The organism is Anaerobium acetethylicum, assembly GCF_900096945.1.
GTDB lineage: Bacteria > Bacillota > Clostridia > Lachnospirales > Lachnospiraceae > Anaerobium > Anaerobium acetethylicum.
In genome coordinates, this window is the sequence record NZ_FMKA01000029.1 from 1 (window position 1) to 18484 (window position 18484).

17 protein-coding genes are annotated in these 18484 nt (G+C 36.8%); all 17 read right to left on the minus strand.

What is annotated here, in order from left to right:
- Nucleotides 1-66: 66 nt before the first annotated feature.
- Nucleotides 67-468, minus strand: a complete 402-nt coding sequence (locus BJR36_RS15725; protein ID WP_091236131.1) for an ABC transporter permease family protein — start codon at nucleotides 466-468, stop codon at nucleotides 67-69.
- Nucleotides 461-1366, minus strand: coding sequence for a carbohydrate ABC transporter permease (locus BJR36_RS15730; protein WP_091236133.1), 906 nt, complete (start codon nucleotides 1364-1366; stop codon nucleotides 461-463). Before BJR36_RS15730 ends, BJR36_RS15725 begins: the two co-directional genes overlap by 8 nt.
- 17 nt (nucleotides 1367-1383) lie before the next feature.
- Nucleotides 1384-2676: an ABC transporter substrate-binding protein gene (locus BJR36_RS15735; RefSeq protein ID WP_091236135.1), complete on the minus strand. Its 1293-nt coding sequence runs from the start codon at nucleotides 2674-2676 to the stop codon at nucleotides 1384-1386.
- A 301-nt stretch (nucleotides 2677-2977) separates the two neighbouring features.
- Complete coding sequence (locus BJR36_RS15740) at nucleotides 2978-3964, minus strand: LacI family DNA-binding transcriptional regulator (protein ID WP_091236137.1); 987 nt, start codon at nucleotides 3962-3964, stop codon at nucleotides 2978-2980.
- 1029 nt (nucleotides 3965-4993) lie between these two features.
- Nucleotides 4994-5191: an HPr family phosphocarrier protein gene (locus BJR36_RS15750; RefSeq protein ID WP_242875619.1), complete on the minus strand. Its 198-nt coding sequence runs from the start codon at nucleotides 5189-5191 to the stop codon at nucleotides 4994-4996.
- Nucleotides 5192-5278: 87 nt separating this feature from the next.
- Nucleotides 5279-6247 (minus strand): carbohydrate kinase family protein, encoded by a 969-nt coding sequence (locus BJR36_RS15755; protein WP_091236140.1) that lies wholly within the window; start codon nucleotides 6245-6247, stop codon nucleotides 5279-5281.
- A gap of 60 nt (nucleotides 6248-6307) precedes the next feature.
- A complete protein-coding gene (locus tag BJR36_RS15760) occupies nucleotides 6308-7789 on the minus strand; it encodes a glycoside hydrolase family 32 protein (protein ID WP_091236144.1) in 1482 nt (493 codons plus the stop codon).
- Nucleotides 7790-7810: 21 nt separating this feature from the next.
- Nucleotides 7811-9154 (minus strand): glycoside hydrolase family 172 protein, encoded by a 1344-nt coding sequence (locus tag BJR36_RS15765; protein ID WP_091236146.1) that lies wholly within the window; start codon nucleotides 9152-9154, stop codon nucleotides 7811-7813.
- Between the two features lie 15 nt (nucleotides 9155-9169).
- Nucleotides 9170-10015 carry a carbohydrate ABC transporter permease gene (locus BJR36_RS15770; protein WP_242875620.1) on the minus strand — a complete coding sequence of 282 codons (846 nt, stop codon included), beginning with the start codon at nucleotides 10013-10015 and terminating at the stop codon, nucleotides 9170-9172.
- Nucleotides 10016-10030: 15 nt separating this feature from the next.
- Nucleotides 10031-10903 (minus strand): carbohydrate ABC transporter permease, encoded by an 873-nt coding sequence (locus BJR36_RS15775; protein ID WP_091236149.1) that lies wholly within the window; start codon nucleotides 10901-10903, stop codon nucleotides 10031-10033.
- A gap of 18 nt (nucleotides 10904-10921) precedes the next feature.
- On the minus strand, nucleotides 10922-12232 hold the full coding sequence (locus BJR36_RS15780; RefSeq protein WP_091236151.1) for an ABC transporter substrate-binding protein: 1311 nt from the start codon (nucleotides 12230-12232) through the stop codon (nucleotides 10922-10924).
- Between the two features lie 314 nt (nucleotides 12233-12546).
- Entirely contained in the window at nucleotides 12547-13536 is a 990-nt protein-coding gene (locus BJR36_RS15785) for a LacI family DNA-binding transcriptional regulator (protein ID WP_091236153.1), read from the minus strand.
- A gap of 775 nt (nucleotides 13537-14311) precedes the next feature.
- Entirely contained in the window at nucleotides 14312-15100 is a 789-nt protein-coding gene (locus tag BJR36_RS15790) for a triose-phosphate isomerase (RefSeq protein WP_091236155.1), read from the minus strand.
- 167 nt (nucleotides 15101-15267) lie between these two features.
- A complete protein-coding gene (ndk, locus tag BJR36_RS15795; RefSeq protein ID WP_091236157.1) occupies nucleotides 15268-15684 on the minus strand; it encodes a nucleoside-diphosphate kinase in 417 nt (138 codons plus the stop codon).
- A 26-nt stretch (nucleotides 15685-15710) separates the two neighbouring features.
- Nucleotides 15711-16202, minus strand: coding sequence for a DUF1097 domain-containing protein (locus BJR36_RS15800; protein WP_091236159.1), 492 nt, complete (start codon nucleotides 16200-16202; stop codon nucleotides 15711-15713).
- A 19-nt stretch (nucleotides 16203-16221) separates the two neighbouring features.
- Nucleotides 16222-17601: a Tm-1-like ATP-binding domain-containing protein gene (locus tag BJR36_RS15805; protein ID WP_091236161.1), complete on the minus strand. Its 1380-nt coding sequence runs from the start codon at nucleotides 17599-17601 to the stop codon at nucleotides 16222-16224.
- 38 nt (nucleotides 17602-17639) lie between these two features.
- Nucleotides 17640-18470 (minus strand): phosphoenolpyruvate hydrolase family protein, encoded by an 831-nt coding sequence (locus BJR36_RS15810; protein ID WP_091236163.1) that lies wholly within the window; start codon nucleotides 18468-18470, stop codon nucleotides 17640-17642.
- Nucleotides 18471-18484: the final 14 nt, after the last annotated feature.

Below are 18484 nucleotides of genomic sequence, written 5' to 3' on the forward strand. Positions count from 1 at the left end.
AAATCAATACGCAATGGGTTGAAAGCACTGATTTCATGCGGTTTTTAAGTGTTTTCTAGTGGCAACCTAGTGAGGAGTTGCGGGAATCCAGGTTGCTACCATCATAAGGGCGAACATTAAATTCTTACCTTTAAAATTAAATTTTGCATATGCATATCCTGCAATCACACCGTGAAATACCATTCCAATTGTTATAATCGTACTCATTTTTAAACTGTTTTTCATAAATGTAAAAAACGGAATGGAAGGCGAAAATAGTTTCTGAAAATATTTCAAATTCCAATCTTTAAATGATGGTGGAAGCCATTTGGGTGGTAATGCAATTGCTTCATTATAAGGTCTGAGCGATGCAGAAAACACCCACAAAAATGGTGCAATCATAAGAAATGCAATCATCAACATTATGACAAACAAAATAATATGACTGACTTTGATTTTTTTTCCGAATATATGTATTTTCTTACTCATAATGTACCCACCATATACTTCCTACAAACTGAACCACTGTAACAATTGCAATTAGCATAAGCAATAACATTGACAATGCTGACGCACTTCCATAATCAAATGATGTAAAACCTTTCTCCGCAATAAGCATAACCAGACTTCTTGATGAATCACCCGGTCCGCCTCCTGAAAGTACATAAATTGATTCATAGATACGCAAAGCACCTGTAACATTCATAATCATTACAAAAAAGATTTGTGGCGATGCAACCGGTATGATTATCTTAAAAAAACGTTGAAAAGCATTTGCCCCATCAATCTCTGCCGCTTCAAGCAGTCCTCTGTTTACATTCTGCAGTCCTGCTAAAATTAACAACATAGATATACCTGCATTTTTCCACATATCCAAAATAAGTACTGCTACTTTTGAAAAATCCTGATTGCTTAACCATCCTACTTTATCTATTCCCAATAAATTCAGGTAATAGTTGATAACCCCAGCGTCTGTCTGAAAAAAAGACTGCCATATAATTGCTACGAATGTAAGTCCTACCAACGACGGGAAAAAATACACTGAACGAAAGAGCACACTAACCTTTTTGGGCAATATATCATCTACCAGAACCGCCAGGATTAAACCCAATCCTGTGTTCCCAACGGAACACAGGATTGTATACCACAAAGTATTTTTTAATGCTGATACTGACCTCGAATCCGATAATATGCTTTTAAAATTATCTAATCCAACAAATACAGATGCTCCTGTAAAAACATTGTATTGACGAAATGAAATAATGAAGACCCATATAACCGGTATCAGAACAAAACATACAAATCCGATAAAGGACGGTACAGTAAATAAATATGCGGTTAATGTTTCTTGTCTGGAATATTTGGGCTTATTATTTTTACCGCGCATTTTTCACGTTCCTTTCTTTATTTGGCCTGTGCTTCTACTTCACTCTGTGCAGTGTCCAATGCCTGCTGCGGTTCTTTCTCACCCGAGAACACTTCTTCCATACAACGAAGCGTAGATTGCTCTAAGTCTCCGAAAAATGTAGGTGCTGCAATTGGTGATGCGATTGTTACTGCCTTCCAGATACCCATAACATTATCAGGCGTTGTTCCCATAATTTCTTCGTTTGTTGCTAATGACTCTGTTGGTGGTACCTGCTGACCGCCCTCTGCAGTTGCTTTTAATGTTTCTTCAGAAACCATTGCTTTTAATAATTCAACGGATAACTCTTTATTCTCAGTATTCTTTCCAATACACCAAGCAGAACCGCCATATACTGAACCTTCTTTTGCATTTACCGGCCATTGAACACAATCAAAATCATCATTTGTTAAGCCTGCGTCTTTCCATGTATTAAGTACCCAGCGTCCGGCTCCAACCATTGCAAGCTGTTTAGAAGCAAACATAGTATATACATCTGAGCTAATTGGATCTGGAGTTACTTTATCTTTTACCATAGAATCAAGAAATTCAACAGCTTCAACCATTTCAGGACTGTTAAGTGCTGGCTTGGAATCAGTTGTAACAAGTGCTGTTCCATTCGTAGACCACCAGGGTGTTAGCTGAAAGTAAGAACTAGATAAACCAAATCCATATACAGAACCATCTGCTTTTGTTAATGCTTTTGCATCAGAAAGGAATTCATCCCATGTCCACCCATCTTTTGGATAAGCAAGGCCTGCTTCATCGAACATTACCTTGTTGTAATACATAACCATTGTTTGTGTTCCACTTGGGAGTCCATATAATTTGCCATCCACACTAAATCCATCCAATAACGCTGATGCATATTCATCTTTTAAGCCAGATAAATCTTCATCTATTGAAACAATGTCATCTAACGGCATGAGTAAATCATTACTTACTGCCATCTGAGTAGCTTCAAGTCCTAAGTTGATGACATCAGGTGCCTCTCCTGAAGTAGACATTGTAATCCATTTCTGAATAAAATTGGACCAAGAATCTACTGGAACACATGTCTGCTTGACTTCAACATCTGGGTTTGCCTCATTGAATCTAGCAATTGCATCATTTGCAATTCTTTCTTCTTCTGTACTTCCCCAATTTAATACTCTTAGTTCAGTCTTACCTATGTTCTTATCTGACTGGACTGTAGATGATAAATCTTCAGTTTTGCTTTCACATGCTGTCATTGAAAACATCATAACACCTGCTAACAGTAACGCTACTACTCTTTTCATTCTCTTTTTCATAAATAAATCTCCTTTCAGCCATCTTTCAAATATGGAACCCGTTCCATATTGAGCAAAAAAATTTACTGGACTATATACTAATCCATAATCTCTTGATTTCCACCTCAAAATATCGTACGTTTATTCTAATGTGGAACCCGTTCCTTATTGCTTTAAAAAAACACGTTTACCAGTGCACCTCTTAACTAGCTAAGTTTATTATACGACCAAGTTTCAAAAATGTCAATTTATTTTTTCCTTTTATTGTTCATTTCGTATGATTCTTTTGAACTTTTACATCTTTTTTAATCGTTTTTACCAATTAATCACATTGCGTGCTTCTTCTTCTGATTAATTCTGGCTGTAAGCTGATAATTCTTATTTCATATAATTTACCATTAATCATATTATTCATAAGACGAACAGATTCTTTTGCTAGTTCCTCAATCGGTTGGCGAATTACAGTTACTTCTGGATAGACTACATTTGTAATATAGGTTCCATCATAGCAAATAACTTTTAAGTCCTCAGGAACCTTTTTCCCTTCTATTAGGGCCTTTTTCATATATTCCAAAGCTAACAAGTCTGTTCCAAAAACCCCATCTGCTTCCGGATGATCCATATACGCTTTATTCACTAACTCAGCGGAATAATTTGTATCAAGTCGATTCCATTCCATCTCATATGAATACACAGTGATTCCGTGTTCTGTCATGATTTTTTCAAATTCAATATGACGATCCAATGATGGAGATTCCACCTTACTCGCTCCCTGAAACTGGATAATAATCCTAGAACCTGTGCGAAGCATCTCTTCTGCTGCGAGCTGACCGCCCTTCTTATGATCCACACTTACAACCGGAATGGTATTTCCTATATATCGGTCCAAAGCAACAATCGGTTTCTCAATTTGTAAATATTCATGGATATCCAATGAATGTACGCCCGTAATAACTCCATCTACCATTCTTCTTTCAAGCATCTGAAGATACTCTAATTCATTATTATCCTTTTGTGTCGTATTACAGATCATTGTTTTGTATCCATAACGGTTAAGCTCGATTTCCACATATTTCACAACTTGGGCAAAAAAAGGATGCCCTACGTCTGGTACAAGAACCGCAATGATTCCTGTTCTTTTTCTATATAGGTTTCGTGCGAGTTCATTTGGTGTATACCGCAATTGCTGCATTGCTTTTTCTACTTTTTCACGTGTTTCTTCGGAAGTGTATCCGCTATTATTAATCACTCTAGAAACGGTTCCAACACCAACATGTGCTATTTTTGCAACATCTTTTATACCTGCCATTTTGCTTCCCCCACTGTTTATCTAGCAAAATTAAAATGCCATATTTAAATTTAATTACAATTATACATGAATTTTGCACATACTCCTAGCTTTTTTTCTGGAATAAGCTAAGCTTACTGTAGCATTGACTGATTTACTCCTTAATACCAGTCTTTAGAAACGGTAGTAAACGAAAAATGACACAAAACAAAAAAATATATTATATCTTTATCAAACTATTAATCAAAAACTTAAATATCTGTAACGCATAAAAGCACTTCAAGAACAAAAAAACGAAAAATATCGGATATTAATTGCGCTTGATGTTGCGCATGAAAAACAATTTACTCAGGAACAGTCTTCGAAATCTTCGGATGTCTCTATCGCTACTATTTACAATGTAATCAAATATTATGTTGATGATGACATTGAAAAAGTCACTTCTCTTGTGAGAAATGTCAACTCTGACAATGCAGGCGAAAACTTGATGGCTGTGCAGAAGTGAAGCTTATTGAGATTGCATGTGGTATCGTACCGGAGGGACATTTCAGATAGACACTTCATCTGTTGAACGAGAAAGCAAAAATCGAGCTTGAAGTTTCTGTTAGCAAAGATACTATTGGTAGAGCCTTAAAAAAGCGAATCGCATCCTCACAAAACGACTACTGGTGCATCCCCCAAAAAGAAAGCATCGAATTCCTAGTGTGTATCCTAGATTCCCGGAAACATACGACAATATTGACATCAAAGACACTCGTAATCATTGGAAAATTAAGACTTTTAGCCGTTTTCACTATTGCATTTTTCATCGTCACGCGTTATAACGCAACCAAACGCATGACGATATAAATACCTTCCTATGGCCGCTGATTGTCAAGATAGTTGTCTGAAATTTTTCAAATTTTTTTATGCCTACGAGGCTGCTTGTTCTGTTTTGGTAATATCTGGTTCAATTATTGTTTTTTCTGGATTCAACCATTTTGTAAAAATATTGCAATCTATTCCATAACTGTTTGCATATTTTACAAACCAGATACCACATAGTACTAATTAGCAATAATTCAATTCAATATTTTTCATCAGTACATCTATCTTATCCGCATGAATAATCAGTTCAACATTTGAAGAACCCTTAAGTGTTGCCACACCTAATAATGATTTTGCATCCACAACATAACTTCCACAGCACAAATCACAATTATATTCAAACGTATTAATTTTATCAACAAAACGAATAACTTCTTTCATATCAGATAAGTAGACCGGTATCTTATACATTTCATAGCCCCTCTCATTAAAGTATAATTATTAGAATCATATTCGCTAACATACCTCCTAATTTGGTAACCCTATCAAATTTAGCACTTCTTCCTTTTCTGGCATAGAAAATAAAGCACCTCTTCTAGTTGTCACCAACGCAGCAGCAGCATTTGCAAATTCGAGCATATCTTCCAAATCCTTTTTCGTTATATTGTCAAGTCCATGTTCTAAAATATAATTAAGTATGCAGCCACAAAACGTATCTCCTGCACCTGTTGTATCTACAGTATTCTCTTGTGGAAATCCAGCAACACGAATTTTTTTTTGATCCCAGCACGCTATGCTACCATCTTTTCCCTGTGTTACAAATAGTAATTTTATCGGATAGTTTTGCTGCACGAAAGCAATTCCCAAATCAACATCTTTACAACCAGTAACAAATTCTAGCTCATCATCAGATATCTTCAAAATATCACATTCCTTCATTCCATATATCATCTGTTCTTTAGCAAAATTCAGATCATCCCACAAAGGCGGACGTAAATTCGGATCAAATGAGATTATTGCGCCATTTTTCTTTGCAATTTTGATCGCTATTTTAGTTGCTTTTCGCACTTCATCGTCTGTCATTGACAGCGTACCAAAATGAAAGATTTTCGTTTCTGTCAGCAGTTCTTCTTTAATTTCTGCCGCTTTCAGCATCATATCTGCTCCTGGTTTTCTATAGAAAGAGAAATTCCGTTCTCCATCTATTGCTGTATGAACAAAGGCTAAAGTTGTATTAAAATCTTTGTCCATTACAAGATTTTCTGTAGATATACCAATCTTATCAAGGGCTTCTTTTAAAAGAATACCAAACTGGTCTTCACCCACTTTTCCAATGAACGCCGTCTTTTTACCTAATTTACTTAGCATTGAAAGCACGTTACATGGCGCTCCCCCCGGATTTGCTTCGAAAAGATTGTTACCCTGCTCACTCTTCCCATTCAGTGTGAAATCAATTAATAATTCTCCTAAAGACACTACATCATATTTTTTATTCATGTTATCCTCCAATCAAACAGTGTTGGCTAATTAGTTTTAGCCAACACTCTGTATAAACTATTACATTACTGTTTTCATACCCCAAGTTATTATTTCCGTAAAATAAACACTTCCCTCATCTGCCACAATATAATTTCTATTATGATTATTATCCGCAAAAACATTACCCGAATGGTTGTTCTTATAGTCGTCTGCAAATACTTCTATAGAACTCTGATCAGAGAATATACATATATCTAAAGTCTTTTTATCCTGTTTCTTCAACGGACTTCTGGAAACTCCTTTGCTCCATCCATCAGCATTGTTTCTATCAAATTTCATTTCTGCCTTTTCAAGATCGAATGAAATTACTGATTGCTCTTTATCTGAGCAACGAAGCAGGAATTTCAAACGTTTCGCGGTTGTCTTTGTCAGGTCTATTTTTGCTCGTAATTCATACGCAATACCATCTCCAGCTTCAAATGGAATCTTTTGATTATACACATTTACATTTTCTAAACGTTTTTCATCGTAATGTAAAAGTGCCATTTCTTCAACTGGAACAAATTTAAGAGTATTATCCTCACACAGAACTACTTCTCTCGGAATATTGAAAGCACCACACCACTTTTCTTTAAACGATGGCCCCCAGTCTTTCCACCATGGCATCCAATCCCATGCATTCGCCCAGCTTACAATAATCCTTCTACCTTTACCGTCTAAAAACGACTGTGGTGCATAGAAATCAAATCCCCAATCAATCTCACCTGTCGAATTATATGTGAATTTACCAGTTTCGTAATCCATATCACCCACCAGGTAAACAGTTGTTCTTTCATGCACTCCCATTGGCGAAAACATAAGTACATACTTATCCCCCATCGGATAGAAATCCGGGCATTCCCACATATATCCTAATTCGCCCCTGCTTTCAGCCAATACGTTAACAAATTCCCACTCTTTCAGATTTTTCGATCTATATAGCAGCGCTTTTGCAAGATTATCTTTCTTCGCTCCACATACCATATAAAAATATTCTTCATGCTTCCAGACCTTCGGATCTCTGAAGTTTGCTTGTTCATATCCATCCGGAGCCGTAATCACAGGATTGTTCTCATACTTTTTAAAATTTACGCCATCTTCGCTACAGGCGAGACATTGTGTCTGAACAAATCCCTCTCCATAGTTTGTCGTTCCAGTATAAAGAAGATAAAGTTTTCCGTCGTGCTCAATTGAACTACCCGAAAAGCACCCTCCTTCTTTATGGTCGTCATAATGTTCACTCGGCGCCAGTGCGACCGGAAGATATTCCCAATGTACAAGATCGTCGCTAACCGCATGCCCCCAATGCATCGCTCCCCAGTATGCATCATATGGATTATATTGATAAAAGAAATGATATTTCCCTCTAAAGAAGATTAAACCATTCGGATCATTAATCCATCCCTGCTCTGCCATAAAATGGAATCGTTGTCTCATTTTTGCATTTTTCATCAAGGGCTTATCAGCATCAATTTTCTCCTGAGCTTTTTCGATGTTTTCTTTTAATAATGCCTGTGACATTTAAATTCCTCCATAAATATATTACTTATAATCTTCTCTAAGTTTCTTGGCAAATTCTGTATTCATTTTTGATTCACGTCTTGCTTTGTTTTCTTTGATTCTAAACTGTTCCTGTCGTACTGGCTCATAATTTTCCCAACGTTTTAAATAGGACTCACGTGCATTTTTCTGCTCAGTAGTTAATTCAACCTTCGGAGTGATTCTTTCAGGAAGAATCGGTACAACAGGTAACCTGTCTTCAACTGGCAAAATAGAAAGCGGTTTTACCGTTGGAAGTGTTTGATACCAATACGCCGTTGAACTCCAATCATCTGAAAGATGATTCGAATGTCCATGCTCTATTGTCACTTTAAGACTCTTTTCAAAACGTACTGGATCTGTCAGATGGAACCGATATGAAACCTGAAAGCCGTCAGTATCACCTTCATGAACAATTGTTCCAAAGAACGGAAAACTATTTCTTTGCATTCCCCACGCGTGATTAAAGTAATCTTCCGTTCCTGTTCCATTTAAACTGGGGTATTCTTCCCCATCAATAAAGAACATATCATTTCCTTCTCCCCACCAACTTCCTTGGAAATGTTTGACGGTTAGATTACACCCTACATAATGTCCTGTTCCTTCTGTATTTAAAACAACATAATTTCCATCACCTTTTAAATTTGTAACAGTATTAACTTCAGGAGAATTTACCTGGAGGTCCGCCCCCCATCCATCGCAAGGATTCTGCCTATTCCATGATGCATGAAAATACGCCGTATCATCATCTAACGGTTCCTTGTACATTTCATAATCAATGTTAAAATATAAAATAAATGGTAGTTCATTCTGATTGATTATCTCAAATTTAGCCTTCTTATTAAAAGGCATAGGGAAATAACACGAAACGGAACAAGGTGCGCCATACCTCCCTGCCTCTTCTGGTTTCAAGGAAACATTAAAAGGTAGTGATGAAAAATTTCCCGGATAGCTATTTCCAATACAGAAAAAATCTCCAAAGGGCGCTAAGACACTCGGGGTATCTTGATCATCCCACGTTATTTTAATTAGAACTTTTCTGTAATAAAAAGGATCATAGTCATCCCAAATGACACCAAGAGCAGGATGGATTTCCATTACCGGAGCAGCATTCGCATTTAACTCCGGATCTAAAATACTTGGTGCTTTTACTTTACGGCACGAAGATGTCATCCAAATATGGGTAATACATCCTGGTCCTTCAACTTCGCCTATCGTAATGCTTTCTCCTGCTGGAATTTCCCAATAATCCTGATTCATTCCACGTTGATCCCAACTTGCAAATCGTCCGTTTCTTGCCTTTTTTACCTTTGTTAAATCTTTAAACATACCTGATAAATTACTCATATTTTTTTCTCCTTCTTATCCTTTGATTGCTCCCGCAGTCATTCCATCTACAATATTTTTTTGGAAAAGCCCATAAAATAGCAGCTGTGGAATTATCATCATTACGCTTGATGCTATAATACCTGCATAGTCAATGTTATATTTTCCTTTGAAAAATGATGCTCCCAAAGAAAGTGTGTAATTAGTTGAATCTTGTAATATGATCGAAGCAAACGGGAATTCATTCCAAATATATAGAACATTGAATATTACTACTGTTGCAATAACAGGTTTTGACATTGGCACAATAACCTGTAGAATCAACTGTCGCAAAGAACATCCGTCAATTACTGCCGCCTCATCAATCTCACTCGGAAGTGATTTCATATATCCTACAAACAACAACGTATTAAATGAAATAGAACTCGCAACATAGGGAAAGATAAGACCAGCTTGCTCTTTAAGCCCTATAATCGTATTTATTTTGTATACCGGAAACAATAATATAAATGGTGATATTGTTAGTCCAATAATTAAAAATCCATATATCATTGACTTTATCTTTGGATTTTCAAATACCATTCTAGCTAATACGAACGAACTCAAAAATGTTATGGTAAGTTCAATCGCCATTGTCATGATAACGATCAAGAATGTATTCTTATATAACTGCAAAAAATCAAGTGTATTCAAGGCTCTTCTAAAATTATCAAAGCTAAGCCTATCAGGAATACTTAATGGCATTCTAAAGATTTCCGAGTTTGTTTTGATAGATAGCAATAACATCCACAAAAATGGAAGCATTACCAAAAAAGTAACGAAAGATAGTAGGATATATAATGATATTTTTCTTCTATTTCTTGATATCTTATTTACAATCATCTCGAATCCCTCCTCTTATTCAACTTTTTCTCTTGCAAAAAACGAATATATTGCCGTTATCATCAATGATATTATGAAAGTTATTGTTGCCATTGACATACCATACCCATATTCTCCATTTGAAAAGGTTGTTGCATAACTATATGTTACCAATGTTTCCGAAACATGGTTAGGCCCACCATTCGTTAACTGTTGTACTACTTCGAAAATTTTAAAAGTTCCTGTAATAATTAAAATAGCTGCTGTAGAAATAGTGCTCCTTATCATAGGGATCGTAACATAACGAACTTTCTGCCAGGCATTTGCTCCATCTACTTTTGCTGCTTCCATAACTTCTTCTGGAATCATCTTTAATCCTGCAATAAAGATAGTTGCCACATACCCTAACTGTTGCCACAAATAAATAAATGCCACGCAATAAGGCGTTAGTTTATCTCCTCCTATCCATAACTGTGTATGTTTTTCTAATCCAATTTCATTCATTATGGAATTGATTAGTCCTACTTCCGGATCAAGTATAAATACCCATATTATACCTACTATAATAGGTGCAATGATTGCTGGTGAAAAAATCAAAGCCTTTGCAGTACCATTAAACTTTAGTTTATTATTCAGCAATAGTGCAACCGAAAATGCCCCAACCATCAGAAAGATAAAAATAACCACAAATATAACCATCGTATTTTTCAGGGATAACATAAATGTGCTATCCCCAAGTAAACGAATGTAATTATTGAGCCCAATAAATTTTGCATTACCTATTCCTGAATATTTAGTGAAACTATATCCGACCGCAACAATAATAGGTGCAATCATATACACGATATAGATCAGCAAAGTCGGTATCAACATGAGTACTATATACCTCTTTTTACTCAACCAATACATTTTGGTTCCTCCTCAAACTTACTGCTGATCCAGTACAATATCAATTTTATCAAGAGCCTCTTCGGGTGTATAATTTCCTAACATAGTACCATATATAGAATCATATAACTGTGCCTGTACTGCTTCTTTTAAAACAAGATCCGGCTGTGCCTTTGGGCTTATCCAAGTTTCAGCATTTAAAGCTTCCACAATTGCTGCAAAAGCAGGCTTTTCACTCAAATCAACCTCTACCTGATAATTGGTTGAAGGGATTATAGATCCTTCATAGGAAATTTTTGCTGCTTCCTCTCCATAATAAAATGCCAAGAATTTATATACTGCTTCTTGCTTAATTTTATCCTCTCCAACTGCTTTACTGACGCACAGAGGTGCCGAAGAAACCTTCATTTTAACTGTCTGTGGTGAATCTGAGTCCGAGAAAGTTGGACCCCACCAGAATCCAGTATTTACTCCCATCGTTTTATCCAGTTCACCTGCATCCCACATACCAGAATCAAACATTGCTGTCTTTTCTGCAAGAAATGCTTCTTTCGCCTGGAAATATGTCATAGTTGCCGCGTTACTAGGAAAAGCCCCGTCTCGACCTAATATTTGAAGTTTTTCAAAAAATTTCAAGAACTCAGTGTTATTAAACTTCTCATTACCTGCTAAAATAGTATCAATCTTATCAAAGTATCCATATCTTTCGATAGCAATAAGAAATGCCCAAATACTATATGTATCTTTTGCTCCTTGTGCAATCGGCGTTATTCCGTTTTCATTGAACACCTTTACCATATTTTCTAGCTCTTCAAACGTCGTTCCATTTACAGGTAATTCCAATCCACACTTTTCAAACAAAGCTTTGTTGTACCATATTCCTGTTACGAGCGACTGATATGGAAGGCCGTATTGAGCTCCATCTTCTGCTTGGCTAGCTTCTTTCATATTGTCAGCTAAAGCATCTCCAATTTCCGAATATTCTTTTAAGAAGCCATTTAAATCAAGCAATAATCCTGCTTCGTTTAATTCCGGTGCAACACTTGCATCCATCCAAAATATATCGGGTAATTCATCAGCCTGTGCTGCCATCTTCATTTTCTTAACATGTTCGTCTTTGTCATTTCCTTTTACCTCTACCACAATATCAGGATTAGCTGCTTCAAACGCTTTGATAATATCCGCCGTTACAGGTTCCTGCTCTTCCACATTTGCTACATGCATACCAAGAGTAATTGCGACTTTTTTGTTTTCAGATGCATAATCCTCCTTTTGGCTTTCACTACATCCAGTCAACATCGATACCACCATAGTTGTTGCAGATATTATTGCCAAAATCCTTTTTTTCATAACAAAATCCTCCTTTTCTCTTTTGTGAAACCCGTTCCATAATAGTTAAAAAAAATTACATTTTTAATAATATGAGCCATTTTTTACCTTGGGCATTGCTCCTTTTTATATGGTACCCGTCCCATACTGATTATAAAAAATAGGCCTTCTTTTATGACCTTTTCAACTAATATCTGAAACTCATTTCTTTTATAACCGCTGTTTTTCTTCTTTACACTTCACATTATATTGCATTATTACACCTATGTCAATAATATTTTTGAAAAAAGCAACACATACGATAGTGGTACGGGTACCACCATCGCACACCATTGTTACTTTTGTACACATGTGCTTTCACCTTCAACTAATTTTACATCTAACACAACTCTCTGTTCAAGATTTGAAATATCTGCAATCCTATTCATAAGCAACCTAACACTTTCCGCTGCAAGTTCTTCTATCGGTTGTACAATAGCCGTAATAGTTGGAGATACAATGTCTGTTACATACGTGCCATCATAGGCAATTATTTTTACATCTTGAGGAACCTTTTTTCCGTGTCTAATCACTTCCTTCATATATGCAATGGCAAGCAAATCAGCGCCAAACACACCATCTATTTCTGGATTTGTGCGAAAAATCTCCTGTACCACCTGTTGAAAATAGTCTTCCTCAAAACGATTCCATTCCAGTTCTACAGTACATACAGTTGCACCATTCATCTTCATTATCCGCTCGAATGCTATATGTCTTTCATGGGATGGTGAATTAACTGACTTTGCACCCTGAAACTGCAAGACATTTCTGCAGCCGCAATTTATTAAGCAATTAGCAGCCATTTCGCCTCCATGATAATGATCCGCCCCTACTACAGGAATTTTCTCATTAAAATAACGATCCAATGCAACAATAGGTTTATCTACATTAAGGTACGCACCTACTTCCAAAGTATGCACTCCTGAAATGATTCCATCAACAATATGTCGGTTCAACATATCAATATATTCGATTTCGCTATTCTTTTCTTTCGTTGTGCTGCAAATCATCGTCTTGTAACCATTCTCATACAGTTTACTTTCAACATGTTTTACAAATTCACCAAAAAAAGGGTGTGACACATCTGGAACTAATACGGCAACAATTCCAGTCCTCTTACGAAATAGATGTCGGGCTAATTCATTTGGCGTATAATTCAATTCCTTTATTGCCTTTTCAATTTTTATTCGGGTCTCATCCGAAACGTAACCATTATCATTCAGATATCTGGATACTGTTGTCGCCCCTACGTGTGCTCTCTTTGCAACATCTCTAATACTCGCCACGACTACCACCCCCATTATTAAACAAGTAATTTCGTTAAATTATACAATATCAGCAAAAAAATAGCAATGTAGAAGATGATAATGGATATCTATATAGTATGAAATGAGCATAATTTCAACGCTAAGATCACGTTTCCATCACAAGAATCGCCTTGTATTGAAGAATTACGATATGAATTTTAAGGGACAGGTACCAAAAGTTAGGTAACAAAAATTATGCACTCAAATTAAATTTCTTCAACCAGATAGACAATCAAAAAGCGAAAATGCAAAATGCGTAATTTTCATTTCCCTCTTTTTCAATGCCTGCTTTATCTATTTCATTTTTGTTTCAACAGTGTACTCCCTTCTTTACCATCAAGATTTACTCTGAGTTCAATCTCCGTCAATCTAGGCCTATCCAAATTTATATACCTATTCACTTTTTACTCTCTCAACTCAAATGTATAGGTTTGCATCCTTGCTATTTTATGCTTATACAAACCTTTTTATTTTAGTGATAAATTTTTTCGTGTTCTTTAATCCACCTTTCTGTCTGGATTTATGCGTTTTTACATTAATTGTAATTCTTCACTTCTTACCGTGATTAACTCCCCGTCTCCAAGTGATATCGCCTTCAAATTCCATTCTTTGTTTGACTTCAATGTAAACCGGGGTAGATTTGAGCTACCCACTATGAATTTATCTCCCTTTATGAAAATCAAAACTCGGATAAGACCTCCAAACGATGCCTTACCCGAATTTATTTTGATTTTTTTATATTACTTGGTGATACTTAAATATTTCTAATTTTCATTACCTTCCTGATAATCTTATTGAAATTGTCCGCATCCCATGCACTGCGTCCAATAAAAAGCCCATCAATCCCTTCCATGCTTATTAACTCTTCTGCATTTTCATTATTTACACTGCCGCCATATAACACAGGGATTTTTTCTCCGAGCTCTTCTCCAAATATTTCATTCAGAGTCTGTTTTATAACCTTGTGCTTTTCACTTGCATATTGTTTCGATGCCGGTTTGCCATTAACTCCAATCGCCCATACAGGCTCATATGCAATCCAAAGTCCGTGCGCCTGTTCCTTTGCGACTTTGTATAAACCAATCTTCAGCTGCTCTTTCAAAACTTCATCGGAAATATTCTTTTCTTTTTCCTCTTCTGTCTCTCCTATACACAGCAATGTAGTAAAACCATGTCTCAACGAACAGCGAATTTTAAGGTTTTCTTCCAAGTCATTTTCTCTAAATATATGTCTCCTTTCCGAATGTCCAATCATAGCTATTGAAGCACCTGTTTCCTTAATCATAATTGGTGAGACTTCTCCGGTAAACTGACCCTGGTCATCCCAACTTATATTTTGGCTTCCAAATGCGATTAGCTCCGGATCAGAAATTTTCCCAACCGATTCTAGTGCAGTATAAGAAGGCAAAACAAACAATTGAAGTTTTTCTCTGGAAATATCCTTTGTAAGCTCTTGTAACCTCTCAATAAATCCAGTCGTTTCACTTATAGTCTTGTACATTTTAGTATTTGTTCCCAAATACAACTTATTCAATTGTTTCATAAAAATCTCCTTCTTTTGTTCTATATCAATCATTTTCAATATGCCTCGTCAGAACTTTTCTTTACTGGCATTCGAATTTATACATTCAGCTACTCTTCATAAAATCTATGCATCATACTTTTCGTTTATAAAAGAGTACAAAATAATAAACTCAAAGAAAACTCTTGTTATCGATGCAATTCCTTTTCCGAAAACCACAATCCAATCTCTTTTTCAGCGTTTTCTGCTGAATCAGAGGAATGAACCGCGTTTTCTGCTTTTGATATAGCGAATTGCCTTCTTATAGTATCTTCATCTGCTTCTTGAGGATCTGTAGCTCCGTTTATTTTCCTTACTTCCCCTATTGCATTTTCTCCCTCAATTATCATGGCACATACTTCACTTCGGGTAATGTAAGTTAGGATTTCCTCAAAATATGCCTTTTCCTTCAGTTCCGCATAATGCTGTGCTGCTATATTACGAGATGGTTTTAGGACTTTAATACTTGAAACACTGAATCCTTTCTGTTCATAAACGGAAATAATCTTGCCCATTAATTTTCTTTCCATTGCATCCGGCTTAATAAGCACTAATGTTCTTTCCATAAGCAAACCCTTTTTACATGTACTATTCAATCTGCCGACTTTGCCTCTGCATTGGAGGTTTCTGCATTTTTCCCTTCCAATACGTTACCTAGTTTTAAACCGATTACAAATGATATATAGGCGAGTATATTTCCAAGAATCAATGCAATAATTACACCTTTTGTATCAAAGTTTGTTCCGAACAAACAAGAACAACCCGCAAATGAACCTGGAATAAAATTTAAGAACGAAAAGTATGACTGCATACACATGACTATAACGATTATTACAACAGCAATGCCTAATCCATATTTAAATGGAATTGCTTTTCCGACAAAAACTATTACCCATCCCCAGAAAACACCCGAAAGATTTGTTGCTGTGGACTTAATTAATCCTTCTGTTCCGCAGCTCGTTGCGTAATAAGACAACATTGCAATGAATCCCACCCATGTTATTACTCCTGCTGCTCCACCAATTTCAGTCAATAATCCAGCTAAAATACCAGCACTTATACCAATACCCAACGTTCTTTTCATACCGTTTCCTCCTATTCAATCACGCTACTACGCCATCAACATCACGATACTTTCCTTTTTCCCATTTACCTTCAAGCATATCCTCCATAATCCGGTTGCACAAGTCTCCAAATTCTGGTTCAACAATATGCATGTCTGCCACGATAAAGTCTAATTTCTCGTTACTTTTATCTAATTTTTCTTCGAAAATTTCACGCATAAGAGTAGACCTTTTTGACCATTTCGGTTCATTTTCATCAGGCTCCCACTGTGGACCATCTCCATTCCCGGCAGACCATCCTCTTTCTTTTGTCGCCACTTCTGCACTTTGATCATATGCAGACCATCCTTGCATCGGAAGTATAAATGTTGTTGGTCCTTTCGCATTATTTAACTTTTCCACATAATAGTTAGAAAGACTTTCTATTTCCTCTAATGTTGGATACATAATTGTTACACCTTCATTATGCAAATATGGGAGTCCCGTTTCTCTCCAAGGTCTTCTTTTTCCTGTCTTAAAATCATCCATCAGATTCTGTGGAATTGTAGAGATAGGCCCACATGCAGCCTGATCACAGCCACCTGGCGTGACAATCTGGGGGATTCCCATATCAGAAGCTGCACTTAGTCTTTCTCCTTCCCATGTTTTCGGTATTGAGTAAACGCTATCATACATCTCATTCGTAAGTTCACCTGTCGTCAAATCAATTATCGCCGTAATAGCTCCTGATCGTATAAGATCCTCCATAGTCGCACCAGTACCTACTTGATGGATAATAATAGTATCCCACCCCTTTTCATTAAAATATGCACTACAACGATTAACGGTCTGCGTTGTTGTTCCATATGCCGTAATAGCCATCAGTGGCTTTACATCCGCAGTATCAATATTTCCCACTTTAGCCATCGCAACAATTGCTGCTGCTGCATTCGCCACCATCTTCCGAGTCACAATATTAACGCCTTGCTCCGCCGTAGGATTTACTATGTATATATCTTTATTTCCAACCCACTGACTTATATCTCCCGAAGCCATATCAGTAAGCATAATTTTAGGAACCCCAAATGGTAAAGCTCTCATAAGGTATGTCACTGTTGTTGTTCCCATTGAGCCGGCCCACGAAATAATTCCATCCACTTCACCAGCTTCATACATCTGCATAATTTTGACTGCTCCTGCCTCTCCAACAGTCTTAACAGCAGTAGATCGAGGCGCCTTGAAAATTTCTTCCTGCTTTACACCAATTGCATCTAGCACTTCTTGCAATGAAATATCTGGCCAATCACATGGATGTCCGCATCCACAATTAAGTGTAATAGGATCTCCACCAGCTTTTCTAACTTCTTCTGCTAAAAATTTAATTTCTGTAAACTTTGTGTCACACATACCTGCTACAACGATTTTGGGTCTCTTTTCCATTTTACATACCTCCTACGATGATTAAGCTTAATGTGATTCTAATTCAACTTTATATCCTTATATTCTTGTGTTGCTGCAAGAACAGCCTTTTCAATCGGCATACGTTCTGCTGCTGAACCTCCAATAAATCCAACTGCATCTGTATGATCTACTACATATTTAGCTTCTTCTGGCCCTTTCATTGGACCACCGTGTGCAAAAAGAAGCACATCAGGATTTACCGCCTTTGCAGCATCAAATATCTTCTGACTTAATTCTGTTGCCTCTTCCAGAGTAAGGTCACTCTTCGCCCCCATCATTCCACCTACTGTAGAACCAACATGTGATGAGATAGCCGGACAACCGACTTCAGCTAAAACTCTTGCTTCATCCGGTGTGAATGCATAGGCAAGTGAAAACATTTCCATTTTGTGGGCTTCAGCAATAAAATCGACTTCCTTATCCCAGCCCATACCGATAGCCGCCATCTGCTCCATAATTTCATCCCCATAGATTTTCATCATAAACGGATTAATTCCTGATATCCCTGCATCCCATAATTTTTTCAAATGCTCTTTATGGGGATATAGCGGGTTTGTTCCTCCCGAAAGCGCAAGTACCGGTGCATTTTTGACATTTGCAACCACTTCGGGCGCAAGCTTTAATATGATTTCATTTATATCACTGTATGGCATTAAAGGTGCTAACGATCCCTGCCCCTTCATTCTCCAATAGCTTGTTGCTGATACACAAATTAAATCGGCGCCTCCCTTTTCCTGCAATTTTGCGGTCAATCCGCACCCGCAATTCGGCATAAACAGCATTTTTTTTGCTTCTGCCTGCCTTTTCAGAAGTGCAATGACTTCATCCTCTTTGTAACGTTTTCCCATCTTACATCTCTCCT